Annotated in this window: 21 protein-coding genes and 2 pseudogenes; 7 read left to right on the forward strand and 16 right to left on the reverse strand. The window is 69.3% G+C overall.

What is annotated here, in order from left to right; translation table 11 throughout:
* Positions 1–80: 80 nt before the first annotated feature.
* From ACFWYS_RS37795 to ACFWYS_RS37805, 3 genes are all read right to left on the reverse strand, one after another.
* Positions 81–830 carry an SDR family NAD(P)-dependent oxidoreductase gene (locus ACFWYS_RS37795; RefSeq protein WP_384779237.1) on the reverse strand — a complete coding sequence of 250 codons (750 nt, stop codon included), beginning with the start codon at positions 828–830 and terminating at the stop codon, positions 81–83.
* A 136-nt stretch (positions 831–966) separates the two neighbouring features.
* Entirely contained in the window at positions 967–1977 is a 1011-nt protein-coding gene (locus ACFWYS_RS37800; protein ID WP_384779240.1) for a beta-ketoacyl-ACP synthase III, read from the reverse strand.
* 159 nt (positions 1978–2136) lie between these two features.
* Positions 2137–4347 carry an MMPL family transporter gene (locus tag ACFWYS_RS37805; protein ID WP_384779244.1) on the reverse strand — a complete coding sequence of 737 codons (2211 nt, stop codon included), beginning with the start codon at positions 4345–4347 and terminating at the stop codon, positions 2137–2139.
* A 128-nt stretch (positions 4348–4475) separates the two neighbouring features.
* Here ACFWYS_RS37805 and ACFWYS_RS37810 point away from each other — a divergent pair, with 128 nt between their 5' ends.
* Positions 4476–5105: a TetR family transcriptional regulator gene (locus tag ACFWYS_RS37810; RefSeq protein WP_384779247.1), complete on the forward strand. Its 630-nt coding sequence runs from the start codon at positions 4476–4478 to the stop codon at positions 5103–5105.
* 101 nt (positions 5106–5206) lie between these two features.
* Here ACFWYS_RS37810 and ACFWYS_RS37815 read toward each other — a convergent pair whose 3' ends face one another.
* From ACFWYS_RS37815 to ACFWYS_RS37845, 7 genes and pseudogenes are all read right to left on the reverse strand, one after another.
* Complete coding sequence (locus tag ACFWYS_RS37815) at positions 5207–5605, reverse strand: hypothetical protein (RefSeq protein ID WP_384779250.1); 399 nt, start codon at positions 5603–5605, stop codon at positions 5207–5209.
* A gap of 32 nt (positions 5606–5637) precedes the next feature.
* The gene (locus ACFWYS_RS37820; RefSeq protein ID WP_384779253.1) at positions 5638–6165 is read right to left on the reverse strand and encodes a hypothetical protein; all 528 of its coding nucleotides are present in this window, start codon (positions 6163–6165) and stop codon (positions 5638–5640) included.
* A 290-nt stretch (positions 6166–6455) separates the two neighbouring features.
* Positions 6456–8108, reverse strand: coding sequence for a DUF6851 domain-containing protein (locus tag ACFWYS_RS37825; RefSeq protein WP_384779256.1), 1653 nt, complete (start codon positions 8106–8108; stop codon positions 6456–6458).
* 244 nt (positions 8109–8352) lie between these two features.
* Entirely contained in the window at positions 8353–10014 is a 1662-nt protein-coding gene (locus ACFWYS_RS37830; RefSeq protein ID WP_384779259.1) for an ATP-binding protein, read from the reverse strand.
* Between the two features lie 11 nt (positions 10015–10025).
* Complete coding sequence (locus tag ACFWYS_RS37835; RefSeq protein ID WP_384779262.1) at positions 10026–10799, reverse strand: response regulator transcription factor; 774 nt, start codon at positions 10797–10799, stop codon at positions 10026–10028.
* 169 nt (positions 10800–10968) lie between these two features.
* Complete coding sequence (locus tag ACFWYS_RS37840; RefSeq protein ID WP_384779265.1) at positions 10969–12474, reverse strand: streptophobe family protein; 1506 nt, start codon at positions 12472–12474, stop codon at positions 10969–10971.
* Positions 12475–12972: 498 nt separating this feature from the next.
* Positions 12973–13200: pseudogene (locus ACFWYS_RS37845) on the reverse strand (IS701 family transposase); the annotation flags it as partial.
* An 80-nt stretch (positions 13201–13280) separates the two neighbouring features.
* Here ACFWYS_RS37845 and ACFWYS_RS37850 point away from each other — a divergent pair.
* Positions 13281–13424 (forward strand): annotated as a pseudogene (locus ACFWYS_RS37850) (sigma factor-like helix-turn-helix DNA-binding protein); the annotation flags it as partial.
* 242 nt (positions 13425–13666) lie between these two features.
* Here ACFWYS_RS37850 and ACFWYS_RS37855 read toward each other — a convergent pair.
* From ACFWYS_RS37855 to ACFWYS_RS37880, 6 genes are all read right to left on the reverse strand, one after another.
* Positions 13667–14671 carry a sugar phosphate isomerase/epimerase family protein gene (locus ACFWYS_RS37855; RefSeq protein WP_384779268.1) on the reverse strand — a complete coding sequence of 335 codons (1005 nt, stop codon included), beginning with the start codon at positions 14669–14671 and terminating at the stop codon, positions 13667–13669.
* Positions 14672–14682: 11 nt separating this feature from the next.
* Positions 14683–15870 carry a Gfo/Idh/MocA family protein gene (locus tag ACFWYS_RS37860; protein WP_384779271.1) on the reverse strand — a complete coding sequence of 396 codons (1188 nt, stop codon included), beginning with the start codon at positions 15868–15870 and terminating at the stop codon, positions 14683–14685.
* Between the two features lie 91 nt (positions 15871–15961).
* On the reverse strand, positions 15962–17008 hold the full coding sequence (locus tag ACFWYS_RS37865; protein WP_384779274.1) for a substrate-binding domain-containing protein: 1047 nt from the start codon (positions 17006–17008) through the stop codon (positions 15962–15964).
* Between the two features lie 24 nt (positions 17009–17032).
* A complete protein-coding gene (locus ACFWYS_RS37870) occupies positions 17033–18043 on the reverse strand; it encodes an ABC transporter permease (RefSeq protein ID WP_384779277.1) in 1011 nt (336 codons plus the stop codon).
* On the reverse strand, positions 18040–19599 hold the full coding sequence (locus ACFWYS_RS37875) for a sugar ABC transporter ATP-binding protein (RefSeq protein ID WP_384779280.1): 1560 nt from the start codon (positions 19597–19599) through the stop codon (positions 18040–18042). The genes ACFWYS_RS37870 and ACFWYS_RS37875 overlap by 4 nt, the downstream gene beginning before the upstream one ends.
* 228 nt (positions 19600–19827) lie before the next feature.
* The gene (locus ACFWYS_RS37880; RefSeq protein ID WP_384779388.1) at positions 19828–21003 is read right to left on the reverse strand and encodes an ROK family transcriptional regulator; all 1176 of its coding nucleotides are present in this window, start codon (positions 21001–21003) and stop codon (positions 19828–19830) included.
* Positions 21004–21453: 450 nt separating this feature from the next.
* On the opposite strand from ACFWYS_RS37880, the gene ACFWYS_RS37885 reads away from it, so the two are divergent.
* From ACFWYS_RS37885 to ACFWYS_RS37905, 5 genes are read left to right on the forward strand one after another with little or no spacing between them, the layout of a single operon-like run.
* Positions 21454–22584 (forward strand): inositol-3-phosphate synthase, encoded by a 1131-nt coding sequence (locus tag ACFWYS_RS37885; RefSeq protein ID WP_384779284.1) that lies wholly within the window; start codon positions 21454–21456, stop codon positions 22582–22584.
* A complete protein-coding gene (locus tag ACFWYS_RS37890) occupies positions 22581–23468 on the forward strand; it encodes an SCO3242 family prenyltransferase (RefSeq protein WP_384779287.1) in 888 nt (295 codons plus the stop codon). Before ACFWYS_RS37885 ends, ACFWYS_RS37890 begins: the two co-directional genes overlap by 4 nt.
* Positions 23465–24325, forward strand: a complete 861-nt coding sequence (locus tag ACFWYS_RS37895; RefSeq protein ID WP_384779290.1) for a sugar phosphate isomerase/epimerase family protein — start codon at positions 23465–23467, stop codon at positions 24323–24325. The genes ACFWYS_RS37890 and ACFWYS_RS37895 overlap by 4 nt, the downstream gene beginning before the upstream one ends.
* Positions 24322–24936, forward strand: a complete 615-nt coding sequence (locus ACFWYS_RS37900; RefSeq protein WP_384779293.1) for an EboA domain-containing protein — start codon at positions 24322–24324, stop codon at positions 24934–24936. Before ACFWYS_RS37895 ends, ACFWYS_RS37900 begins: the two co-directional genes overlap by 4 nt.
* Positions 24936–25784, forward strand: coding sequence for a TatD family hydrolase (locus ACFWYS_RS37905; protein WP_384779296.1), 849 nt, complete (start codon positions 24936–24938; stop codon positions 25782–25784). Before ACFWYS_RS37900 ends, ACFWYS_RS37905 begins: the two co-directional genes overlap by 1 nt.
* Positions 25785–25786: the final 2 nt, after the last annotated feature.

Raw genomic sequence — 25786 nt, forward strand, 5'->3', positions numbered from 1 at the left:
TCGACCCATCGGAAGACGGAAGGGTGGTACGCGGCCGGGTCGCGTCGGCGGATATTCGGCGTGCGACCCGGCCGCGGACATCAGATCCCCCCGTCCACGTTGATCGTCTGGCCGGTCACGTAGGAGGAAAGGTTGCCGGCGAGGAAGACCGCGGCGTCGGCGATCTCATCTGTCTCGCCGAGCCGCCCGAGTGCCGTCTTCTCGCCGTAGCGGGCGATCAGTTGGGCGCGTTGTTCGGCCGGGATCGCCTTGGTGTCGTCACTGTCGATCACTCCGGGTGCGATCACGTTGACGCGCACCCCGCGTCCGCCCAGCTCCTTGGCGGCCGAGCGGGCGAACCCTTCCAGGCCCGCCTTTGCCGCCGTGTAGTGACTCCGCAATGGGATACCGCGCGCCGCGGACCGGGAGCCGATCAGTATGACGGAGGACTGCTCCCCGTACAGCGGAAGCGTCTTCTGCACCACCACGAAGGCCGCGGTCAGGCTGGTGTCCAGCACCCGGTGCCAGTCCGCCAACTCCAGCTCCGGCAGCGGGACATGGCTGATCACGCCGGCGTTGTGCACGACGATCTCCAGCGAGCCGTACCTGGTCCTCGCCTCATCCACCAGGCGGTCGACGTCGACAGGGTCGGTGATGTCCGCCTGCAGCAGGTGGTGGTCGCCCTCGGTCCTCTTCAGTTCCGCGGCCAACTGGTCCGCTTCCGCGCTCGGGTTCTGGTGGCAGGCCAGGACATCGGCTCCCGCCCGGGCGAGGGCGAGCACGATGGCTCTTCCGATGCCTCGACTGCCGCCCGTGACGAGCGCGTGCTTGCCGGTGAGGGTGGGATTCATGGGACGCTCCGAGTTCGCGTGTGGGGAACGGATGGTTGCGTCGGATGATTTCGGACCTTGCTGGTCGAGGGCTGGGGCAGGACACCAGCGGGTCAACACCGACAGCAGGACGGGAGACTGTCGTGATGAGCGGCGCCTAGGGGAGCAGGACGACCTGCCCGGCGTGCACCAGTCCGGAGCCGAAACCGATGAGCAGGGCTGCTTCACCGGACCGGGCCTGGCCTGAGGCGAGCAGGCTCTCCATGGCCATCGGGATCGAGGCGCCGGAGGTGTTGCCGCTGTCGGCGATATCCCGGGCGACGGCCGTGTCGGCGGTCAGGCCGATGTCCTTGACCAGCGCGTCGGTGATGAGTTCGTTCGCCTGGTGCGGGATGAAGGCGGAGAGCTCGCCGGGCGTCAGACCGGCTCGCTCGATGGCGTGACGGGCCGCATGACCCATGGTCTCGGTGGCCCATCGGAAGACCTTCCAGCCCGTCATGCACAGGTAGGGCCAGGGAAGTTCGGGATTCTCGCGGAGACTCGGCGTCCAGTGGCCGGTCATGGTGATGGCGTCCATCCGCTCACCGTCCGAGCCCCAGGCCACCGGGCCGATGCCTGGCGTCTCGGAGGGGCCGATGACAACGGCGCCGGCGCCGTCCGCGAAGAGGAAGGCGGTGGCCGGATCGTCGGCGTCCACCACATCCGTCATACGGTCCGCCCCCACCAGCAGTACGTTGCGGGCGGTGCCCGACCGGACCATGCTGTCCGCCATCGCAACGCCGTGGCAGAACCCGGCACAGGCCGCCGACAGGTCGAATGCAGCGGTGGGCGCGGCGCCGAGCCGGTGGGCCACGTCCACCGCCAGCGCGGGCATCTGAAGGAGATGGCTGATCGTCGCGACCAGGACGCAGTCCACCTCGTCGGCCGACAGTCCGGCCGCAGTCAGGGCCTTCTCCGAGGCCGCGGCCGCCATCATCGCCAGCGGCTCATCCGGTCCGGCGAACCGCCGGGTGTGGATGCCCGACCGGCGCGCGATCCACTCGGGAGCCACCCCGATACGAGGGGCGATCTCCTCGTTGGTGACGACGCGCTCGGGCCGGTACGCTCCGACGCCGTGGATACGGCTGCCCCCGACCGGAGCGGCCTGAGACAACGACAACTGAGACATCTGCGCTCCTTCGTACGGATCACCTGCAAGGCGATGCTGGCAGTGCGGCATCGCGGGCCGATGGGGTGGACAGATGGCCGTCACCAGCAGCCGAGCAAGCCGTCCACCACTGGTCCTCCAACGGGCGTTGCCGCTGGGGGACCAGTGGTGGACACACCGTCAGTTCGCCCGTACGTCCGGGGCCTTCGCCGGCGCGGGAAGTGGGGGCGAGGGAGACGCGGGTGCATCCGTCGGCTCGACCGCCAGGTGGGGCAGTCGCTTGTCCAGCCAGCCGGGGAGCCACCAGTTGGCGGTGCCCAGTACGCGCATGGCGGCGGGCACCAGCATGGTGCGGATGACGAACGCGTCCAGCGCCACGGCTGCCGCCAGACCCACGCCGAACTCGGAGATGATCCGCTCCTCGCGGAACACGAACGCCGAGAAGACGCAGATCATGATGACCGCAGCCGCGTTGATGACCCGGCTGGTGTTCGTCAGGCCCACCGTCACCGCCTTGGAGTTGTCGCGGGAGTGCACCCACTCCTCGTGCATCCTGCTGACCAGGAACACCTGGTAGTCCATCGACAGTCCGAACAGCACCGCCAGCATCACCGCCGGCAGGAACGCCTCGACCGGCCCGGCCCCACCGACCCCCAGCGGACCTGACAGCCAGCCCCACTGGAAGAGCGCCACCAGCACACCGAACGACGCCGCCGCGGCGAGCAGGTTCATCACCGCGGCCGTTACCGGGATCACCAGACTGCGGAAGGCCACGAGCAGCAGAAGGAACCCGAGCGCCACCACGATCAGCACGAACCACGGCAGCTTGCCGAGCATGACGGTGGCGAAGTCGTCGAACGTCGCGGTCTGTCCGCCGACGTAGACCTTCATGGTGGTGCCGCGCTCGGCGGCCGGGACAGTCGTGTCGCGCAGTCGCGCGATGAGATCCGATGTCGCCTCGTCCTGGGGGGCGGTCTTCGGGATCACCTGCACCACGGCTGTCGTGGCGTCCGGCTGCGCGGGCAGGGCTACCACCGAGGCCACGTCGGCGTCATTCCTTACGGTGTCGGCGAGTTGCCGTAGAGCTTCCTTGTCGCTTTGGCCGTCGAGTTCGGCGACCAGTTGCAGCGGCCCGTTGAAGCCCGGCCCGAATCCCTGCTCCAGCATGTCGTACGCCTGGCGAGTGGTGTTCGACTCGGGACGGTTGCCCTGGTCGGAGATGCCGAGTCGGAGGGAGAAGAAGGGGATGGTCAGAACAGCCAGCACGAGTACGGCAGCCGTCAGCAGGCCGCCCGGACGACGCTGGACGAATGCCGCCCACCGCACGGCAAGTCCGCGTGGTTCCTCCTGGGTCGAGCCCTCGTCCGCCAGACGCCGCCGCTCCCGGCGACTAAGCACCCGCAGGCCGCACAGGCCGAGCAGCGCCGGCATGAAGGTCACCGACGCGGTCATGGTGAGCACCACCACCACGGTGGTGGCGATCGCGACGCCCGTGAGGAATTCAAGCCGCAGTGCCAGCAGGCCGAGCAGCGCGATGCACACCGTGGCACCGGCGAAGAGCACCGCGCGGCCGGACGTGTTGAGAGCCCGGACAGCAGCCTCTTCCGGGGCGAGGCCCGCCTTGAGTCCCTGTCGGTGGCGGGTGATGATGAACAGTGCGTAGTCGATTCCTACGCCGAGTCCGATCAGCGTCGACAGGGTGGCGGCCAGTTCCGGTACGTCGGGGCCGTGCGACAGAAGCTTGATCGTCATAATGCCGGTACCGACGCTGAACAGCGCGCTGATCAGCGGCAACAGCATCGCCAGCAGCGACCCGAAGGCGAGATAGAGCACGACCGCGGCGGCCACCAGGCCCACGAATTCGGCGATGTTGCCCGCCTGCCCCGCCTCGGTCTTCTCTGCCACAGGCCCCGAGACCTCGACATTGATCCCATCGGCACGGGCCGCAGCCGCCGTGTCGACGACGCGCTCGGCCTCCTCCACCGACAGTTCCTCGGCCGTGTTGTGGTAGGTGATCCTGGCGTAGGCGGTACGGCCGTCGCGGCTGATCTGGGTGGTGCCGGCCTTCGAGTACGGACTGGTCACCGAGCCGACCGTGTCGAGCCGGCCGATCTCATCGAGTGTCTCGGACAGCCGGTCGCGTACCGCGGCGTCCCGGACGGTCCCGTCGGCCACCTGCCAGACGACGGTGTCCATGTCGCCCGCGCTGTCCGGGAACGCGGACTTGACGAGGTCCTGTGCCTTCTCCGCTTCGGTGCCGGAGACGGAGAATACGTTCGCGTAAGCGGGGCCTGCGGCCTGGCTGGCCACAGAGATGCCGCCTAACGCCAACAGCCACATGAGGAGAACTAAGAGGCGATGCCGGAAGCACCAGCGGGCCAGCGGGGTCATGCCGCTCCTAAGAATTAATCGGCCGATCGATTAATACTTGCGAAGGTAGCATACCGAGACAGAGCTCAGGTGACGGCACGACAGATGTGCGACACCTCCCGAGCCCCAGAACGGGAGTTGGAAGAACGATGGCCCGGATCGCCGGAAGCACCGCTGGAGTTACCCGGCAGCGGATCTTGGACGCCGCGAGCGTGCTTTTCGCGGAGCGCGGCTACTCCGGAACCTCGATGCGTGACCTCGCACAGCACTTGGGGATGACCAGCGCTGCCCTCTACTACCACTTCCCGGCCAAGGAAGAGCTGCTCTCGGCGCTCGTGGGCCCGGTCGTGGAGGCGCTGGACCAGTTCGCCGAGCAGGCCGAAGGCGCCGAGTTCAACCAGGAGATGATGGTCCGCGGCATCATCGCCGCCCTCGAGAACAGCGGCCGTACGCTGCAGGCCATCGCGACCGAGCCCGCAGCGCTCCGCATCCTGGTCGACCGCCATGACCTAGGCCGGCGACTTGCGCGGCTGGAGCGACTCATCGCCGGAACGGACGACCCCGAGATGATGCTGCGCTGTCGCTGCGCGCTCGGCGCGATCCGCATCGGCGTCATGTCGATCCACGCGAAGGCGCAGCGTTCCGCCGCCTCGCCGGACCCGACCTCCGAGCCGGGCCCCACGCCGCCCCGACTCACCGACACCGAGCGCGAGCTGCTCGTGTCGATCGCGCTGGCGGTGCTCAACGTTCCAGCGCCGAGTGGCGGCCGGGCCCCATGAGCCTGCTGGTGCGGTCGGCAGTAGAGCCGGGTGTGGTCCCGTTGCTGTTCGGGCAGACGAAGTCCCTGCCGTCCCGCCGACCGTCGGCGATGCCGGATCGATCAAACGCCCGCCAGCCCCGCCAGCACTCCGAAGCCGAGCGGCAGCAGGAGGGCGACGCGGCCGCGTGGGGAGCGCGTTCCGTCCCGCTGGTCCGTGCCGGACCTTCCGCTTCGCCGGTTCAGGAACGAGACGAGGCCCGCCGTAGCCATCCCGAACGTCGCCCCGTACAGCGGAATGTCGCCCGCCGCCGGGCTGTCCCAGCCGTCAGTGAACAGGAGCGTGAGCGCCATTGCGCCCGCGCAAACGCACCCGCTGCTCAGCGCGTCACCGCCGCTGAGGACCAGCGGACGCGCGACCTCATGCCGCTGCCGGCGCCACAGCTGGAAGAGCAGCACAGCGACAAGGACGGCCTCGACGGCCGTGGCGAGCACAAACGACACCTTGAAGGCCATCTCCACCGTTACTGCCTCCTCTCGTGAACGGCCCTGGATCAGCCGCACTGGGTGGCGACCGTGGTCAGCCCGGTCACCTCGCCGAATATGGCCGCGAGGAGTTTGATCCGCTCCTCCTTGTTCCCCGCCAGCACTATGAGCTTGGCGCCCTTGAGTGCGCCGCCGAACTTGGTGGCCTTGGTCACCAGCAGCGCGTTCCCCGCGATGAACGCGCCGATCGCGCCCACGCACTTTGTCACCTTCCACGCAGTGTCCCAAAAGCCGAATAACAGCGGGCTTTGCTGCAGATGGGCCAGCGCCGCCTCCTGGGCCGCCTTGTCGCCCGGGTACATCGCCGCAACGAGTTGCTGCGTGGACGGGTTCGCAGGAAGTGTGCCCAGACGCTCGTCAGGCCCGCTCTCCACCATCTGCGGCGCGCCCGACTCCTCCGCGGCGGCGGCCTGTGTCTCAGCAGTACGCGCGCGCTCCGCCTCGGTCGCCGACGCCAACGGCCCGGCGACTCCGAGAGCGACGGCAGTGGCGACGGCGACCGTCGTGATGCGCAGTGTGGTCTTAATTGCAGACATGCGTTCTTATGCTCCCTGTTGCACCGCATCGCGATGAGCATCGTGCGGCGCTGCTTGCACAGGCCGCCCTGGGGTCTCGTGATGGGGGAGAGGGAAGGCTGTCGATTGCCCCGGTGTGTTATTCATTCGTTACATACGTCGTCTCGAGCGCTCGTCGCTCAGGCGTTGGGCGAGCCATTTCTTGACCTGTGATGTTGCACTGCGGCGCCGGCGCGGTCGGGGCGGCCGCCCGCGCCCACCAGACCGGCTGCCAAGGTCGCGCCCACCTCGCGGGCCGAGGGGTAAGCGAATTAGTGGCCGACCTCGCCCTTGATGTGCTTCACCACGAACTCGTAGGCGCGGTCACCTACTCGGGCACCGAGATCCCATCCGGCCTCGATCGCCGACATGAAGTGCACTCCGCCCCACAACCTGCTCATGCCACACGCTCGGTTCAGCTCAGTCCAGGTGTCGAAGTGCACTACGAGATCCTTGGCCGGCGTGATGCCCGGTTCCGCCAATGACGAGCCCTTGGCGTAGGGCAACGTGAAATCCACGGTTTCCGAATCGAGGAAACGGCGTGTCACCTGGGCCTGAGCGGCCATCAGGCTCGTCGACCCGGAGGGGTATTCGGGATGATCCCCGACTAGCAGGTAGCCTCGCCACTGGTCGGCGGGGATATCACTTACTGTTCCCTTCCCAGGCCCGCCCCAGGCCGTGACCTTCTCGCTGCCGTACACGTGCCGAACCGCGGTGAACGGCCGTGGCGCGTCGTAGCGGATCTTGCTTTTCCACACCGCGATGCAGGTGTCGAAAGCGGCAGTGGCCGCGAGCATATGTGCCTGAATCCATCCGTCGAGATCCAGGTCATGGGCCGCGCACGCCTCTCCGATGGAGAGGCCGATACCGAGAAACTTGTCGTCGAAGATCTCCGCCATCAGCTTCTGCTCGTCCGTGAGTTCCGCCGATGCCGCCAGGATTTCGTCCACCTGACGCTTGTACGCCCTGGCGTTGGTGTGGTCGCTCTTCTTGGGAGGCGCGAGACGGAATTCGTCGGGGTCGGTGTAGGAGTACGGCTTGGTGACACTCAGTTGCGGCGTCGCACACTGCTGTATGACGAAGGCGCCGACGTCTCCGGTCCCTTGCTTGAGCCGGCGATCGTGGGGTGCGAGGAGGGGCTGCCAGCGTGAGGGGTCGCGGACCTCGAAGGCCGAGTTGACTGGGCGGTATCCGAGGTAGTCCGCGTAGGGCTGCGGGTGGTATGTGCGGCCGCCTTCGTCTCCGAGCTGGTTCATGCCGTCGCGCAGCCGGTGCGCGAGGATGGCCTTCCCTGCGAGATTTCCGATGCCGATGGGAGTGGTCTTGTTCTCCGTCCTGTCGTCTGGATCCAGGCCGACCGAGGTCATGATCTTGCGCCACTCCGTTTTCTGCGTTGGGAGCAGGGTTTCGAGCACCCGGTGGGAGGCATAGAGGAGGGCGATGTTCTTGTTCCTGTTGGTGGTGCTCTCGCTTGCGGGGCGACGGCCCAGCCTCGAGTACACGCCGACCGCCGTCGGGTGGAACGGCGCCACCGCGTCGAACCACGCGAGTTGTGCCATTTGCGTGACGCGAATCATCATGGTGACGTCCATCGGAGCGATGGCCTTGAGGCCACTTGCTGCCTGCCTCCCTTCGACGAACAGTTCTCTGACGGCGTTTCCGGTGTCGAAGTTGAAATCGGCTTCCGGATTCGCCGCTGGGTCGTTCGACGTGGCGGCCACGGCGGTTCCGGTGTTTCCGACGAGGCTGAGTCCGGCACCGCCGAGCATGCCGAGAAGAAGGGTGCGGCGCTGCGGGGTGAGTCCGCCGCTGCGGGATTCGTGATCAGGGTTCACTTCCATGTCCTTTCTAGCGGGCGCGCGGTACTGGTGGAATTGGCCCTTGAGCGGACAAGGGTCGGGACCCGCCTTCTCGGCGAAATCCACAACCCTCGCGATCGATGGGGTTTCCAGGCTCTGGCGGCTCCGAGATTTACCCAGCGCACTGGTGGACTGCTGTCACGGCACTGGTGGGTCACTGTCACATCACTGGTTGGCGCCGCACCCGGCGCCAACCAGTGGGCCGCCGGGGAGCCGGCCGAACGCTCAGTAACGCCTCCTCTGGTCGGACCGGCACTGATCTGGACCAGGGGAGTCGCAGGAACTCAGAAGGCTGCCGGGCGAGTTGGTCCTATCCACGCGACGGGCGTGGTTCCCGCCCTTGATGGAGGTACGTCTGCTGGTCCGTGAGCGGAGGCAGGAGGATGCGGAAGGTCGCGCCCTGGCCGGGGGCGGAGTCGACCTCGACGTGGCCCCCGTGTGCGGTGACGAGGGAATGGACGATGGCGAGGCCGAGGCCGGAGCCGCCGGTGGCGCGGGTGCGGGAGGTGTCGGCGCGGTAGAAGCGCTCGAAGATACGGCCGCTTTGCTCGGGGCTTAGACCCGGGCCCTGGTCGGCGACCTCCAGGAGAGCATGGCCGCCGACCGTGCCCACGCCGATGCGGATGGGTGTGCCGGGTGGTGTGTGGGTGACGGCGTTGCCGACCAGGTTGGTGACTACCTGGCGCAGTCGGGCCTCGTCGGCGAGGGCCGGCGCGGAGGCGGGCGGGTCGTCGCCGGTCGGCCCGGTCAGCGTGACGGCACGGGTCGGGTCCAGGGCGCGTACGTCGTGCAGAGCGTCCGCGGCGAGCGTGCGCAGGTCGGCGGGGGTGAGGTCGAGACCTGGCGGGGAGCTGGACGCAGGGCGGACAGCGGGCTGCCCCGGGGCCTTCAGGGCATGTTCGTCGAGACGAGCCAGCTGGAGCATGTCCTCGACGAGGCGCGTGAGGCGTTCGGATTCACGGGCGATTCGGGCCATCGTGTCATCGATGTCCTCGCGGTCGGGAAGGGCGCCCATGCGGTGAAGGTCGGTCAGACCCTTGATGCCGGCCAGCGGGGTGCGCAACTCGTGGCTGGCGTCGGCGACGAACCGGCTCATTCGCGCCTCGGACTCGGCGCGGGTGGCGAAGGCGGTCTCCAGCTGCCCGAGCATGCCGTTCAGGGCGGCGGTCAGACGACCCAACTCCGTCTTGGAGCTCGCTAGTTCGGGTACTCGGCAGGAGAGGTCACCGCCCGCGATCTCGGCGGCCGTCTGCTCGATGCGGGACAGTGGGCGCAGCCCGGATCGGACCGCGAACCAGCCCGCCACGGCCAGGACCGCGAGCAGACCGAGGCCGGTGTTCCGGTAGTTCTGCCACATACGGTCCACCGTGCTGTCCACCTGGTCCATCGACGTCGCCACGACCACGCTGCCCGAGTCGGCCGACGTCGTCACCGCGGCCCGCGGCAGGACGGCACGTGACGCCGCCCTGGGCATGGCGATCACCCGCCAGCGGGCGTCGCCCGTCGTGCTGTCGACGGTGAACGGCTGGCCGCCGTGGGCGGCGACCGCGGCCGTGTCCAGCCGGGAAAGGGCCAGGCCTCGCGCGTTGTCCGTCCGGTTCGCTCCCGCGAGGGAGTCGATGCTTCTCTCGACGGTGCCGTCCTTCGCCACGTACGTGATCACGGGGTTGCCAAGGACGTCCGTACTGAAGTCGGCGAGGCGCGTCGGCGGCTTGCGTTCGGCCCCGGTCTCCGCCACGGCCGGCGGCAGGAGGGCGAACACCCTGGCAGCCGCACGGAGTTGCGAGTCGACCCGGTTCTCCATGTACCCCCGCAGGGCGTTGCCGGTGACCAGGGCGAACGCCGTGAACCCGGTGGTCAGCAGGGCGACGGCCAGCATCAGCACGCGGCTGCGCAGGGACGCGTGTGCCCACAGCGCACGGGCACGACGGGGCGGGGTCATGACTTCGGTCTTCGTGACGTCAGTCCTCATGCCTGCGGTCCTTATGTCTTCGGTGCGCGCAGTACGTAGCCCACGCCGTGCACGGTGTGGATGAGCTTCGGGCCGCCGTTGTCGATCTTGCGGCGCAGGTAGCTGATGTAGGTGTCGACGATGCCGGTGTCGCCGTTGAAGTCGTAGTTCCAGACTCGTTGGAGGATCTGCGGCTTGGACACCGTGCGCCCGGCGTTGATCATCAGGTAGTGCAGCAGCCGGAACTCAGTGGGCGACAGACGTATCGGCTCCCCCGCTCTGGCCACCTGGACGCTGTCGGGGTCGAGTTCCAGATCGGCCACGCGCAGCTGCGCGGTTGGGTCGCCGCTGGTGCGGCGCAGCACGGCGCGGATGCGGGCGATCAGCTCCTGGAGGTCGAACGGCTTGGTCACGTAGTCGTCGCCGCCCAGGACCAGCCCCTCGATCTTGTCCTGCGTCGCGTCGCGGGCGGTGAGGAACACGACCGGCATGTGCCCGGTACGGGGTGCCGAGGCCGGCCGGTGCTGCTCACGCAGCCGTCGGATCACCTCGAAGCCGTCCAGGTCGGGAAGCATCACGTCCAGCAGGACCAGATCCGGCGAGACCTCTCCCGCACGATCCAGGGCCTCCTGCCCCGTCCTGGCCGCGGCGACAGTGAAACCGGCGTGTCGCAGGGCCGCGCACAGCAGTTCCCGCACGGTGGGTTCGTCGTCCACGACGAGCAGGTTCACGCCCGCGGCAACCGCCGCGTCGGGCGCGCTCTCGATGCCGATGCCGGGCAGGGCAGGGCGCTCAACAGGTGTCAAAGGGGGCCTCCAGGCGACCGGGACACGCTCCCGGCCCGGCAAGACACGGGGACATTTCCGGGTGAGGGGCATGGCGGAAGGCGCGCGGCCCGCAGCAGCCGGGAGCTTGCCGGGCAGGATACGAAGAGGGCTGTCTTCACCGCGTAAAGCCGAGCCGCAAAGCCTGCTGTCACCGAGCCGCACGGCCACCGCGCAACGCGGCGGTCGGCAGACTTCCCACGAACCCTGCCAGCCCGCCGACGAGCAGCCCGAAGACCACCGTCCGCAGCACACTGCCGCTCAACTCGGCCTGCATTCCCCCCATCTCGCTGCCGAACACGCTGACGCCGAAACGCCCGGACGCCCCCACCAGCCAGGCGGCCACGCCCAGGGCGATGGCCGTGACGACACCGAACCGCGCGGCCATGCCGAGGTGCCCGGCCAGCGGACCGCGGTAGGGGAGCAGCGGGAGCTTGTGGCCGGGGTGTGTGGCCCGGGCGGCGCGGTGGGCGCAGGCGAGCAGGATCAGGCCGGTCACTGCGAGGGCCGCGAGCCACAGCGGCCATCCGCCTGCCGACAGGGACCTGAGGTGCTCGGTACGGTCGGGCTGCCGGCCGCCGCCCATTCCACCCGTACCACCCAGGCCGCCCATGAGTGAGGCGAGCGGGTTGCTGCCGCCGTCGCTCTGCACCGGGTGCACCTCGGCCGTCCACGACGAACCGACGCCCAGGGTCAGGAACACCGCGAGGGCGTTCGGGGCGAGCAACAGGGCGGAGCCTGCCGCCGAGCCGGCCCGGCCGCCGACCACAGCCCCAATGATCGCCAAGGCCACCATCGGTACGGCCGCCAGGACCAGGGTCGTGCGGACCACGGCCGAGAAGCTTGGGCCCCAGGCCGTGCGCAGCCCGTCCAGCGCACCGCCCAGCGGCAGCCGCACCCGGCGGCTGATCAGGCACCCCGCACCGAGTACGACGGCCACCCACAGAACCGCACCAAGGCCCGCGGTTCCCACGCTCACGTGATACGTCAGCATCGGCTCGGCCCCCGCGCCACCACCGCCCATCAGGCCGCCCAGGTCACCACCACCACCGCTGCCCAAGAGATCACCCAGCCCCCCGCCGCCGCCGAAAAGCTCCCTCAGGCGATCACTCCCGCCACCGAAGCCCCCCGCAGACTGACCCGCGCCGGTTCCCCCCATCCGACTCATCGCCGACGCGGGCACGGTGGCAGATCCCTGTGCGAGACCGGCCACGATCATGAGCGCGACCAGCGCCGCGGTCACGGCTCCGGCCGCCCGCACGGCCAGCTCACCGCCAGTGAACCGCCGCTGCCGCCCCTGACGCAGCCGCCAAGAGAACGCGATCCAGAAGATGACGGCGCCGACCAGAGTGACTCCGAGCGGCATGACATCGGCGGCACCGCTCATCGACGGTCCCATGCCGCCACCACCGCCGAACAGCGAGGCCAGCCCGCCCATCGACCCGGTGTCCGCAGAGACATCCGAACTCGCGCTCAGCGAACCGCCGACAGACATGGCCGTCAGGACCATCGCCAACGACCACAGCGATCCGACGGACCCCGCGTCGAGCAGGACCAGTGCCAGCGCGGACACAGCCGCCATGGCGACTGTCGCGCACATCGCGGCCGCCGCCCCTTCCAGGGCGTTCTGCCACGGACCGATCAGTTGTACAGGCACGGTGCGGCGTTGAGACCGCGGACTCGTGCCAGGCCGCGGACTGGGACCGGGCCTGGTCTGGCGACGGGACGTGATGGCAGCCATACGGGAAACACTCCGCTTCGCTCGCGGGGAGCACGCGGCGCCGAACGGGGGAGACTACGGCGGCGCCGCGTGCCGTGGGACGAGCACACACTGGCTGTCGTGGGTACGACGTTCCCGAGAGGTTCTGGGAGATTTCTGAGAGTCGGCGGGAGGACGGCGCAGGTCGCGGAGTTCGCACGAACGAGGGGCCGACCCCTTCTCAGAAAGTTCCCAGAACCGACCGGGCGAGGAGCTGCTCCACGCCACCGCTCACAGCACGGATCGTGACGCGAAGAGGAGAATCATCGATCGATCCAGGTAGGCATAACGGAATGCCTTAATACTCCAGTGAGAATTCGTGTCCTGAGCTGGTTCTTCTTCGGTGGTGGCAACGTCGGGCGATGGCTTGGTGGTGTCTGCGCCAGTGGGACCAGCTCAGTGCGTGCCATTGGCGGTCCTGGTGGGGTCTGAGGTGGGGCAGGAGAGCGTCCAGCAGGCGCTGGATCTCTGCCACGGTGAGAGGGACAATGCTGGTGGTGTCGTTTCTGCCGCCCCCTTTGCCGCGCCCACGGCCCGGGCCGCGAGGAATGCGTGGGCGAGCATGGACAGGGTGATGTGCCGGTACCAGCCGACGTAGCGACGGACCTCGTATTCGTCCAGGCCGCCTTGTGGGAGCAGTTTCGACACAATATCCCCACGCGGCCGCTGTGTCAGGAATGATGCACTCCTCACGCAGCTGATGGGGCATGCCCTACGCGGAGGCGGCCGAGGTGAGCGACTGCCCCATCGGAACCGTCCGCTCCCGTGTGGCCCGGGCCCGCGCGGCCCTCGTCGAATTGCTGGCGGATGCCGCGGAGAAACGGCAGCGCGTCGCTCCTGGCCCGTAGTCACAGGCCAGGAGCGACGCGTCCGCGTCAGCACGGGCAGGGTGGGTGGCGGTGCTTGGTGACGGTCGAGGAGGGAGTGACCGTCGAGGGGGCGTGCACCGCCACCCGCTGAGCTCGTGCTGATGGGATGTCGGGACCGTTCGGGGTACCGCTCCCTCCAGGCGGTGTCTTCAATGAGTCAGGAGCGTGAGTCGGCCCCACGCTCCCGCTGCTTTGCCAACGCTTTGCCCTTCGGGGCCCTGTCAGGGAGCTGCTCCGAACGCCGCGTCGAACGAGGCCGACGGCGGGTTGAAGTCGTATGCCTTGAGGTGGGCCAGTGCCTCTGGGGCGCCCTGGAGGCGGTCCATGCCGGCGTCTTCCCACTCGACGGAGATGGGGCCCTCGAACCCGATGAAGCGGAGCATGCGGAAGATGTCCTCCCAGCGCACGTCGCCGCGGCCCACCGACACGAAGTCCCAGCCGCGGCGCGGGTCGCCCCAGGGCAGATGGGAGCCGAGGCGGCCGTTGCGTCCGTCGAGGCGCTTGCGGGCGTCCTTACAGTCGACGTGGTAGATGCGGTCCCGGAAGTCGTAGAGGAAGCCCGCCGGGTCGATGTCCTGCCAGACGAAGTGGGAGGGGTCGAAGTTGAGGCCGAAGCTGGGCCGGTGGTCGACGGCCTGCAGGGCCCGTTCGGTGGTCCAGTAGTCGTAGGCGATCTCGCTGGGGTGGACCTCGTGGGCGAACCGGACGCCCTCGGTGTCGAAGACGTTGAGGATGGGGTTCCAGCGGTCGGCGAAGTCCTGGTAGCCGCGCTCGATCGTGACGTCGGTGGTGGGCGGGAACATGGCGACCAGGTGCCAGATGGCGGAGCCGGTGAAGCCGACCACCGTCTCGACGCCGAAGGCCGCCGCCGCGCGGGCGGTGTCCTTCATCCGGTCGGCGGCCCGTCGCCGTACGCCCTCGGGGTCGCCGTCACCCCACACCTCGCGCGGGAGGATGGCCTCGTGACGCTCGTCGATGATGGCGTCACAAACGGCCTGGCCGACCAGGTGATTGGAGACCGCCCAGCACTTCAGGCCGTACTTCTGCAGGAGTTGGCGACGAGATTCCAGATAGGACGGGTCGGTCAGGGCCTCGTCCACCTGGAAGTGGTCACCCCAGCAGGCGAGTTCCAGGCCGTCGAATCCGGCATCCGTGGCGATCTTGCAGACCTCCTCCAGGGGCAGGTCCGCCCACTGGCCGGTGAAGAGCGTGAAACGGTGGGTCATGACACACGTCCTTATTCGTGGTCGGTGGTGAAGACGGGGGTGTACGTGCTGTCCTTGGACGCGCTCTCCTCGACAGCGGCGAGCACGCGCTGTACCTGGAGACCGTCGGCGAAGGATGGGGAAGGCTGGGTTCCGTCGGCGATGGCGTGCACAAGGTCATGGGCCTGGTGGACGAACGTGTGCTCATAGCCGAGACCATGACCGGGAGGCCACCAGCCGGCGAGGTAGGGGTGCTTGGGCTCGGTGACCAGGATGCGGCGGAAGCCGGCCTCGGGGGCGGGGGCGGTGCCGTCGAAGAAGTGCAGTTCGTTGAGGCGCTCCAGGTCGAAGGCCAACGAGCCGCGCACGCCGTTGACTTCGAACCGCAGCGCGTTCTTGCGGCCGTGGGCGAAGCGGCTGGCCTCGAACGAGGCGAGTGCGCCGGACGGGAAACGGCCGGTGAACAGGGCGGCGTCGTCAACGGTGACCTGGCCCCGGTCACCTCCGGGGCCTGGTGTGAGGGGGCGCTCGGGGACGAACGTCTCAGTCTGCCCGGTAACCCCGATCAATGGCTCGCCCGTCAGGAACTGGGCGAGGTCGACGACGTGCGATCCCAGATCTCCGAGCGCGCCGGAGCCGGCCGTCTCCCGCCGCAGTCGCCACGTGAGCGGGAAGTCGGGGTCGACGAGCCAGTCCTGGAGATAGGTCAGGCGGATGTGCCGGAGTGTGCCGAGCCGGCCCGCTTCGATGAGGGCCTGTGCCAGTGAAATGGCGGGAGTGCGGCGGTAGTTGAAGCCGACCATCGCGATGCGGCCCGGGTTCCGCGCAGCCGCGGCGACCATGGCCTCGGCTTCCGCGACCGTATTGGCCAGCGGCTTCTCGCACAGCACGTGTTTGCCGGCGTCGAGCGCGGCGACGGCGATCTCGGCGTGGCTGTCGCCGGGGGTGCAGATGTCGACGAGGTGGATGTCGTCGCGTGCGATCAACTCCCGCCAGTCGGTCTCGGCGGACGCCCAGCCCAGCCGATCTGCGGCCGCCCGCGCCGCCTGTTCGTTCCGGCCGCACACCGCGGTGAGTTGCGGCTCGAACGGCAGGTCGAAGGCGCGGCCCGCCGTGCGCCAGCCCTGGGAGTGGACGGCCCCCATGAAGGCGTAGCCGACCATGCCGATGCCGAGGACCGGCTTCCGGGTTACGGCGGATTGCGTGTTCGGGGATGTCATGTGCGCGAGTTCTCCTGACGCGGCCGGGGCGGCGTGGTGTGGCGCGCCGCCCCCGGGCCTCGGCGACGGTGGGGGGAATCCCCGGAGCGGTTTACTTGAATCCGGTCGCCATGTACTGGTCGACGTTGGCCTTGTCGACGACGGCCGAGTACAGGGTGATGGACGAGGGGATCTCGAACTCCGCCATGCCACCCAGGCCCTTGCTCTGGCCCAGCGCGCGCGCCAGGTCGATGGCGGAGGCGGCCATGGTCGGCGGGTACAGGACCGTCGCCTTGAGCACTCCGCTGTCCTGCTTGATGGCCTGGAAGGCGGAGAGGGCCCCCGCGCCGCCGACCATGAAGAACTCGTCGCGCCCGGCCTGCTCGATCGCGCGCAGGGCGCCGACGCCCTGGTCGTCGTCGTGGTTCCACAGCGCGTCGAACTGCTTGTTGGCCTGGAGCAGTGACGCCATCTTCGACTGGCCGGACTCGACGGTGAACTCCGCCGCCTGGCGGGCCACCTTCTTGATGTTGGGGTAGTTCTTCAGGGCGTCGTCGAAGCCCTTGGTGCGCTGCTGGGTCAGCTCCAGCGTGTCCATTCCCGCGAGTTCGACGACCTTGGCGTTCTGCTTGTCCTTGAGCTGTTCGCCGATGTAATGCCCGGCGTTGAGGCCCATGCCGTAGTTGTCGCCGCCGATCCAGCAGCGGTACGCCTGCGGGGTGTTGAAGACGCGGTCGAGGTTGATGACCGGGATGTTCGCGCGCATTGCCTTCAGGCCGACCTGCGTGAGGGCCTTGCCGTCGGCGGGCAGGATCACCAGGACGTCGACCTTCTTGTTGATCAGCGTCTCGATCTGGCCGATCTGGGCGGCGGTGTCGTTGGAGCCCTCAGTGATCTCCAGCGAGACGTCCTTGTACTTCTTGGCGCGATCACGGGCGTTGACGTTGATGGCGTTGAGCCAGCCGTGGTCGGCCTGGGGTCCGGCGAAGCCGATGGTGACGTGCTTGCCGGGCTTGTCGTCGGCGACGGGGGCCTGTTCGGCCGAGCCGTCGTCGGAGCCGGAGTCGTTGGAGGTGCAGGCGGTGAGCAGCGCGCCTGCCGACACGGCGGCGGTGCCGAAGAGCAGCCTTCTGCGGATGGGGTCGACTTGCTGAGCCATGTTCGTGTCTCCTTGGCTGGCGCTTTACTCGTGGGCGGTGCGGCGTTGGATGAGGACGGCGGCGACGATGATGGCGCCCTTGGCGATCTGCTGGGTCGCGGTTTCGAGGTTGTTGAGAGCGAAGATGTTGGTGATGGTGGTAAAAATCAGGACGCCGAGCACGGAGCCGGTGATGGTGCCGCGGCCGCCGCTGAGCAGGGTGCCGCCGATGATGGCCGCGGCGATGGCGTCGAGTTCGTAGAGGTTGCCGTTGGTGTTCTGGCCGGAGCCGGACAGGATGATGAGCATGAAGGCGGCGATGCCGCAGCACAGTCCGGACAGCAGGTAGAGGTAGAGGCGCTGGCGGCGGACGTCGATGCCGGCGAGCCGGGCCGCTTCGGGGTTGCCGCCGATGGCGACGGTGCGTCGTCCGAACGTTGTCCGGTTGAGCAGCAGCCAGCCGATGACGACGACGACCGCGAAGACGATCACGAGCGGTGGCACCCCGAGGATGTAGGCGTCCTTCTCGCCCAGATCGAGGATCTCGGGGATGGTGACGACCTGGGTGCTGCCATCGGTGATCTGCAGGGCGAGGCCGCGGGCCGAGGCGAGCATGGCGAGGGTGGCGATGAACGGCACCATCCGGCCGTAGGCGATCAGCACGCCGTTGACCAGGCCACAGCCCACACCGACCAGGACCGCGGTGAACAGGACGCCGGTGAATCCGAACTCCTGGGTGGCGACCGTGGTCGCCCATACCGAGGCGAGCGCCACGATCGCGCCGACGGACAGGTCGATGCCACCACTGATGATCACCAAGGTCATGCCGACCGTGACGACACCGATCACCGAGGCCTGGGTGAGCACGAGTTGAAGGTTGCTCACGGCCAGGAACTCGTCCGGCTTGGTGACGCCGCCCACGAGCACGAGGATCGCCAGCACACCCAGCAGCGACAGAGTGCGGACATCGAGCCGGAGGCCGAGAGCGGGCCTGCGCGGCGGTGGCGCGGCGGGAGCGGGCTTCTCGGCCGCGGGGGCGGCCGCGGACTGCGTCATGATGCGTTGTTCCCTTCGAGTACGAGATCGAGTACGCGGTGTTCGTCCAGTTGGTCGACGGGCGCGCGGTGGACGACGCGGCCCTCACGGAGCACGAGGGCACGGTCGGCGAGGCCGAGAACCTCGGGGATCTCGCTGGAGACCACGACGACGGCCATCCCTTCGTCCGCCAGCCGCCGGATCACCGCGTACAGCTCGACGCGGGCCCCGATGTCGACGCCACGGGTGGGTTCGTCCAGGAGCAGGACGCGGCACCCCCTCAGCAGCCAGCGCGCCAGGACGGCCTTCTGCTGGTTGCCGCCGGAGAAGTTCTTGACCTGGGCGTCCGGGTTGTCCGGGTGGAGCGCCAGGTCGCGGGTGACCTGCTGTGCCGAGGCACGCTCAGCGGCCCGGTCGATCCAGCCGAGTCGGGAGAACCGGCCGAGGGTGGAGATGGAGACGTTGCGGGTGACGGACTCCAGCATCAGCAGGGCCTGTGCCTTGCGCTCTTCGGGAGCGAGCCCGATGCCGGCGCGCACCGCGGCACGGACGTTGCCGGGCCGCACCTCCTCGCCGTCCACGAACACCCGGCCCGTCGTGGGCTGACGGGCACCGAAGATGGTCTCCAGGATCTCGGACCGCCCGGACCCCACCAGTCCGGCCAACCCAACGATCTCCCCCGGGCGGACCTCAAGGTCGAGCGGCTCGAACTCCCCATGGCGGCTGAGCTCTTCCACTTTCAGCACGGGCGGCACGGCGGAGGTGACCGGATTGGCCGCACGCGGGGAGTAGGGGAAGACGTGCTCGACGGTGCGACCCGTCATGAGGGCGACGATGCCGGGCGTGGGCGTGGACCGGGTCGGCAAGCCGTCGGCGACTGACCGGCCGTCCTTGAGGACGGTAACTCGGTCGCCGATCGTGCGGATCTCCTCCAACCGGTGGGAGATGTAGATGATGGCGACGCCCTCACTCGTCAGGGTGTCCACGGTGCGGAAGAGATTGCGCACCTCATCCGGGTCGAGTGCGGCCGACGGCTCGTCCATGACGATCAGCCGCGCGTCGTGGGACAGGGCGCGGGCCATCGAGACGATCTGCTGCTGTGCGGCGGAGAGTTCGGCGACGGGGGCGGCGGGGTCGATCTCCGTGTGGCCGAGCCGGTTCAGGAGGGCGGCGGCGCGCTGGCGGGCGAGCCGGGTGCGTACGACGAATCCGGCGTGGGTCGGTTCATGGCCGAGGCTGATGTTCTCGGCCACGGAGAGATGCTCGACGAGGTCGAGTTCCTGGTAGATGGTCGCGATGCCGAGCCGCATGGCGTCGATGGGGGACTTCAGCCGGGTGGGCTGCCCCTGCCAGACGATCTCGCCGCCGTCGGGCTGATGGGCGCCGGCCAGGACCTTGATGAGGGTGGACTTTCCCGCACCGTTCTGGCCGAGGAGACAGTGCACCTCGCCCGCGACGACCGTCAGGTCGACGCCGGCCAGAGCGCGGACGCCGGGGAAGGACTTGGTGATCCCGGTCATCCTGAGCAGCGGCGCAGGGGAGTCGGCTGTTGGAGTGTCGGGGGGTGATGGCGGCATGGGACGGTTCCTCGGTTCCGTGGTCGTTCAAGGGCGTGGCGCTGTGTTTCCCGCGCTGTGGGATGCGGGTGTCGGTCGGTGCGCGGTGCGGAGACCGCTCGGGTGGGGCGGGGCCGTAACCGCCGCCCTCGGCGTGGGCTCTTGGCGAGCGCTTTCGACGCCGGGGCGGGCGGGTTCAGGCGCCCCACCGTCGGCGGGGAACTGAGACGGTGGGGCGGGCCTTGGGGGTCATGCCGGGGAAAAGACGCGTTCGGTGATGAGCCGGGCCGCGCCGACGACGCCGGCCTGGGGGCCGAGCTCGCTGAGGACGATGGGAAGGCTGCCGGTGGCCAGGGGAAGGGACCTGCGGTAGACCTGGGTGCGGATGGCGGCCAGCAGCGAGTGGCCGAGACCGGTCACTCCACCGCCGACGACCACCAAGCCCGGGTTGAAGAACGACACCAGCCCGGCGATGACCTGCCCGACGTGGCCGCCGCCCTGCCGGATGAGATCACCGGCCGCAGGATCACCGGCCGCGGCTGCCGCGGCGACGTCGGCCCCGGTGAGCGTGCCCGATGCGGCCAGCCGGTCGGCGAGTTCACCCGGGTGCCCGGACTCCATGAGCGCGTCGCGGGCGAGCGCCGCACCGCTGAAGTGGGCTTCCAGGCAGCCGGTGTTGCCGCAGGCACAGGGATGGCCGTCGGGATCGACCTGGATGTGGCCGATGTCGCCGGCGCTCCCGGTCACCCCGCGGTAGACCTCGCCGTTGACCACGATGCCGCAGCCGATGCCGGTGCCGATCTTCAGGCAGAGGAAGTCCTTGACGTTCTTGGCCACACCTGTGTGCTGTTCCCCGAGGGCCATCAGGTTCGCGTCGTTGTCGACCATGACCGGGCAACCGAGGTCCTGGCTGAGGGCCTCGCGGACGGGGAAGTTGTCCCAGCCCGGCATGAGCGGTGGCGCGACCGGGATGCCCTCGGGGAACCGCACCGGCCCGGGGATGCCGACCCCGGCCCCGTCGAAGCCCTCGGCGATGCCGGCAGCCCTCAACTTGCCGGCCATGTCGAGGACGTGCTCGAAGACCGCGACGGGGCCGTCCCGCACGTCGACCTGCTTGCTCAGATGGCCGAGAACCTCCAATTCCCCGTTGGTGACGGCGACATCCGCCGAGGTGGCGCCGATGTCGACGCCCAGGAAGCGGAGTTCGGGCGCGAGCCGGATGTTGTGCGACCGGCGTCCGCCCCTGGAGGCGGCGAGGCCGTTGTTCGTCACGAGCCCGATCTCCATGAGCCGGTCCACCTCGACGGCGAGCTTGGAGCGGGACAGGTCCACGAACTCGCTCAGCTGTGCACGCGAGTTGGGGCCTTCGTCGCGCAACAGCCTGAGTATGTGCGCCTGATGTGCGTTAGCGGGCCGTGCCGTCATGCGTCTCACGTCGCCCTCCCTCCGCATGCCTTCTAGCTTCGGTGTCTTCAGCGGTGGAACTTAGCAGTGCTCTGACGGTTCTGGAAAGGACTTAGGTCAAGATCTTCGACTACTTCTGATTGCCAGAAGACAAAGGGCATGCTGTGGCGAGGGTTGCGAGCAACGAACCGGTAACGGGGCGGGATGGATGGAGGGTGTTGCGGTCGCCCCAGGCAGGGAGCGGGAAACTTTTGTTCTCTGGCGATGAAAGTCAAGAATTCTTCTGCATAAGCTCTTTCAATACGCGCGAAAGAGGGCTAGGTTTCCGACGAACTTGCACGAAAGGCCCTCGTGGCGGGACACGGGGCCCCAAAGACGGGCCCGTGCCGGGGTGGCAACTCACGCCCCCGGCACGGGCCGTCCACCCCTCACACGCATGACGCGACGAGAGACAACGGCAGGGAGGCGGTCGTGGCGACATCATCGACATCCGCACTGGCAGCGCCACGTACGGGAATCTGGCTGATAGGAGCCCGCGGCTCGGTCGGCACCACGGTGGTCGCCGGGTGCGCGGCCGTCGCGGCGGGGCTCCAACCGGCCGTAGGCATGGTCACCCACACTCCGTCCTTCGCCGACTGCGGCCTGCCGGATCTGCCGTCCCTGGTCTTCGGCGGCCACGACGTCGCGGCATGCCCCCTGCCGAAGCGCGCCGAGCAGCTCGCCGACCAGGGAGTCCTGCCGCACGATCTGCCGCACGCGGTGCGCGCCGAACTCGCCGCGGCCGACGCGGAGATACGGACCGGCGGCCCCCTCGACGACTTGCGCGACGACCATGAACTGATCAGCGCCTTCGCCGAGGACATCGCCTCGTTCCGTATGCGCAACAACCTCGCCCGATGCGTCGTGGTCAACGTCGCATCCACCGAACCGGCGCCCCTCGCGGGAGACGACAGGCTGCCCGCCAGCTCGCTGTACGCTGCTGCCGCGCTGCGCGCCCAGGCCGCATACGTGAACTTCACCCCGTCAACCGGACTGCACCATCCGGCGCTGCACGGTCCGTACGAGGTGCCGGTCGCCGGGCGGGACGGCAAGACCGGGCAGACCCTGCTGCGTTCCGTGCTCGGCCCGATGTTCGCCCAGCGCGCGCTCACCGTACGTTCGTGGTCCGGCGCCAACCTGCTCGGCGGGGGAGACGGCGCGGCGCTCGCCGACCCGGACGCGGCCGCCGCGAAGAACGCCGGCAAGGAACGGGTCCTCGCCGACACCCTCGGTACCGTCCCCGAGGGAGTGGTGCACATCGACGACGTACCGTCGATGGGGGACTGGAAGACGGCCTGGGACCACATCGCCTTCGAGGGATTCCTCGGCACGCGGATGGTCCTGCAGACCATCTGGCAGGGATGCGACTCCGCCCTCGCGGCACCGCTGGTCCTCGACCTCGCCCGGATTGTCGCCCGGGCGCACGAAGTGGGGCTCACCGGCCCGCTCCCCGAGCTGGGGTTCTACTTCAAGGACCCCGATCCGGGGGCGCCGTCGTCGCTGGCCGCGCAGTACGCCGCGCTGCTCGTCCTCGCTGTCCGGCTGCGGGTGGCGAAGGCGTGAGCGCGGCACGTGACTGGGCCCAACTCCTGCGCGTCTCGGCACTGTTCACCGTCCCCGGCGACGCACTCGCCGGGGCGGCGGCCGCGGGCGTGCGAGCCGACCGGCGCACGGCGCTCGCCATCGGCTGTTCCCTGTGCCTCTACGAGGCGGGCATGGCCCTGAACGACTGGGCGGACCAGGACGAGGACGCGCGCGAACGCCCCGACCGGCCGCTGCCGTCGGGTCGTATCCACCCGGCCGCCGCCATGGGTGCGGCGGCCGGGCTGACCACAGTCGGCCTGGCCCTCGCGGCCCGGGCGGGGCGCCCCGCGGCGGCGGTCGCAGGCGTCCTGGCCGCAACCGTCTGGGCGTACGACCTGAAGCTCAAGCACACCCCCGCGGGCGCCGTCGCCATGGGCGCCGCCCGCGGCTTGGACCTGCTGCTCGGCGCGGTGGCGACCGGGGCGAGGCCTCTCCGCCCCGCCGTGACCCTGTCCTCGGCGGCACTGGCCGCCCACACCTACGCGGTGACTCGTGTCGCCCGCAACGAGACCACCGGCGGATCCGGCCTGGCTCCGATGGCCGCACTGGCAACAAGTGCCGTCATCTTTGCGGCACTTGCATTCAGGCGAGTGGACGGGGCCCCGGGCACGCGACTGGTCCGCGACCTCGCCGCCCCGACCTTCGCAGCTCTGTACGGCGCCACTGCCGCCCGGCCCTACCTCCACGCCGCCCTCAACCCCTCCCCGGACCTCACACAACGCGCCGTGGGCGGCGGCATCAGGTCACTCATCCCGCTCCAGGCCGCCCTCGCGGCCCGCGCCGGCGCCCCCGCATGCGGCGCGGCACTGATGGCACTGGCACCACTGGCACGCCGTATCTCTCGGAAGGTGAGCCCTACATGACCCTGCGCCTGGCCTACGGCACCAACGGCCTCACCGACCTGCGCCTGGACGACGCCCTCTTCCTCCTCGCTGATCTCGGCTACGACGGCGTCGCCCTCACGCTCGACCACATGCACCTCGACCCCATGGCGCCGGACCTCTCCGACCGGGTTGGCCGACTGGCCCGCACTCTGCGCACCCTCGAGCTGTCGGTGACGATCGAGACCGGCGCCCGGTACATCCTCGACGCGCGCCGCAAGCACGGCCCCTCGCTGCTCGACCCCGACCCGGAGGGACGCGCGGCCCGGGTCCGCATGCTGATGCGTGCCGTCCAGATCGCCGCCGACCTCGGAGCGCACGCGGTGCACTGCTTCAGCGGCGTCCTCCCTGACGGTGTCGATCCGGACAGCGCGTGGAAGTGGCTCACCGACGAGCTGTCGATTGTCCTCTACACCGCCACCGGCCTGGGCATGCCGCTCGCCGTGGAGCCCGAGCCCGGCCATCTCCTCGCCACCCTCGCCGACTTCCACCACCTGCGCCACCTGCTCGGCAGCCCCGACGCGCTCGGCCTGACCCTCGACATCGGCCACTGCCAGTGCCTGGAACGCGCCTCGCCCGCCGACTGCGTCCGCAGCGCGGCGCCCTGGGTGCGCCATGTGCAGATCGAGGACATGCGGCGGGGCATCCACGAGCATCTCCCGTTCGGGGCAGGCGAGATCGACTTCCCGCCCGTCCTTGACGCCCTCGCCGACCTCACCCACGACGGCTACCCGGGCCTGATCAGCGTGGAGCTGCCCCGCCACTCGCACGCAGGGCCGAGCCTCGCCAAGAGCTGCCTCCACTACCTGCGTGGCCTTGAGAAAGGAGCACACGCATGACCACTCCGCAGGCCAACGGCCTCATAGAGCTGTGGGAGAGCCTCGACTCTCCGGTCCGCGCCTGGCTGGCCCAGGCCGTGCTCGACGCGGCCGTCGATCAGGACGGTTTCCGGCACTCGCTGCCGGTCTGGGAGGCGCGGTTCGCGGAGGCGGGCCGGCATTGTCGGGGTGCCGAGGACGACGCCCGCGTCCTCCTCCTGCACGCGGTCCAGCCGGCCCCCTCCGCCCTCGCCCGGCTGTACACGCGCGGCACGGCCGCCGAACGCCGCGCCGTCCTCCGCGTCCTGCCCCATCTCCCGCACCTGACCCCCGCCGACGCGCTCCCCTTGATCGAGGACGCGCTGCGCACCAACGACACCCGGCTCGTCGCGATCGCCGTAGGCCCGTACGCCGGCGAGCACCTGGGCGCCCACGCCTGGCGGCACGCCGTACTGAAATGCCTGTTCACCGGCGTGCCTCTGAACGCGGTGACCGACCTCGAACGCCGGGCGGCCGGGGACGCAGAACTGGCACGGATGCTCACCGACTACGCCGCCGAACGCACCGCGGCGGGCCGTCCCGTGTCGACCGACCTCCAGCGCGCCCTGCGCCTCGCCACCCAGGAGTCCTGATGCGCATCTTCGACCCGCACATCCATATGACGTCCAGGACCACCGACGACTACGAGGCCATGCACGCCGCCGGCGTCCGTGCCGTCGTCGAGCCCTCCTTCTGGCTGGGCCAGCCCCGCACCTCGCCGGCCTCCTTTCTCGACTATTTCGACTCCCTTCTCGGCTGGGAGCCCTTCCGGGCCGCCCAGTACGGCATCGCCTACCACTGCACGCTCGCCCTCAACCCCAAGGAGGCGAACGACCCGCGCTGCCTACCCGTCCTTGCCGAGCTGCCCCGGTATCTGGTCAAGGACCAGGTCGTCGCCGTCGGTGAGATCGGCTACGACTCGATGACCCCCGCCGAGGACGCCGCCCTTGCTGCCCAGCTCGCGCTCGCCGCCGAGTACGGCCTGCCCGCACTCGTGCACACCCCGCACCGCGACAAGCTGGCGGGTCTGCGCCGTACCCTCGACGTCGTCCGGGAGTCGGCCCTGCCCGCGGACCACGTCCTGGTCGACCACCTCAACGAGACCACCGTCAAGGAGGCCAAGGACAGCGGCTGCTGGCTCGGCTTTTCCGTCTATCCCGACACCAAGATGGACGAGGAACGGATGGTCGCGATCCTGCGCGAATACGGGCCCGAGCAGGTGCTGGTGAACTCCGCCGCCGACTGGGGACGGAGCGATCCTCTCAAGACCCGCAGGGTCGGCGACCTGATGCTGGCCGAGGGCTTCACCGAGGACGAGGTCGACCGGGTGCTGTGGCGCAACCCCGTCGCCTTCTACGGGCAAAGCGGCCGCCTCGCCCTCGACGTCCAGGCAACCGACGCCACGCACGAGGGCAACTCCGTACTCAGAGGCGGGGAGTGACC

It is taken from the genome of Streptomyces sp. NPDC059010 (genome assembly GCF_042740355.1).
Lineage (GTDB): Bacteria > Actinomycetota > Actinomycetes > Streptomycetales > Streptomycetaceae > Streptomyces.

Excerpts from the sequence above, each read along its gene's own strand:
- ACFWYS_RS37795 (WP_384779237.1), bottom strand. The coding sequence starts at position 830 with ATGAATCCCACCCTCACCGGCAAGCACGCGCTCGTCACGGGCGGCAGT.
- ACFWYS_RS37800 (WP_384779240.1), bottom strand. The coding sequence starts at position 1,977 with ATGTCTCAGTTGTCGTTGTCTCAGGCCGCTCCGGTCGGGGGCAGCCGT.
- ACFWYS_RS37805 (WP_384779244.1), bottom strand. The coding sequence starts at position 4,347 with ATGACCCCGCTGGCCCGCTGGTGCTTCCGGCATCGCCTCTTAGTTCTC.
- ACFWYS_RS37810 (WP_384779247.1), top strand. The coding sequence starts at position 4,476 with ATGGCCCGGATCGCCGGAAGCACCGCTGGAGTTACCCGGCAGCGGATC.
- ACFWYS_RS37820 (WP_384779253.1), bottom strand. The coding sequence starts at position 6,165 with ATGTCTGCAATTAAGACCACACTGCGCATCACGACGGTCGCCGTCGCC.
- ACFWYS_RS37830 (WP_384779259.1), bottom strand. The coding sequence starts at position 10,014 with ATGAGGACTGACGTCACGAAGACCGAAGTCATGACCCCGCCCCGTCGT.
- ACFWYS_RS37855 (WP_384779268.1), bottom strand. The coding sequence starts at position 14,671 with ATGACCCACCGTTTCACGCTCTTCACCGGCCAGTGGGCGGACCTGCCC.
- ACFWYS_RS37860 (WP_384779271.1), bottom strand. The coding sequence starts at position 15,870 with ATGACATCCCCGAACACGCAATCCGCCGTAACCCGGAAGCCGGTCCTC.
- ACFWYS_RS37865 (WP_384779274.1), bottom strand. The coding sequence starts at position 17,008 with ATGGCTCAGCAAGTCGACCCCATCCGCAGAAGGCTGCTCTTCGGCACC.
- ACFWYS_RS37870 (WP_384779277.1), bottom strand. The coding sequence starts at position 18,043 with ATGACGCAGTCCGCGGCCGCCCCCGCGGCCGAGAAGCCCGCTCCCGCC.
- ACFWYS_RS37875 (WP_384779280.1), bottom strand. The coding sequence starts at position 19,599 with ATGCCGCCATCACCCCCCGACACTCCAACAGCCGACTCCCCTGCGCCG.
- ACFWYS_RS37880 (WP_384779388.1), bottom strand. The coding sequence starts at position 21,003 with ATGACGGCACGGCCCGCTAACGCACATCAGGCGCACATACTCAGGCTG.
- ACFWYS_RS37895 (WP_384779290.1), top strand. The coding sequence starts at position 23,465 with ATGACCCTGCGCCTGGCCTACGGCACCAACGGCCTCACCGACCTGCGC.
- ACFWYS_RS37900 (WP_384779293.1), top strand. The coding sequence starts at position 24,322 with ATGACCACTCCGCAGGCCAACGGCCTCATAGAGCTGTGGGAGAGCCTC.
- ACFWYS_RS37905 (WP_384779296.1), top strand. The coding sequence starts at position 24,936 with ATGCGCATCTTCGACCCGCACATCCATATGACGTCCAGGACCACCGAC.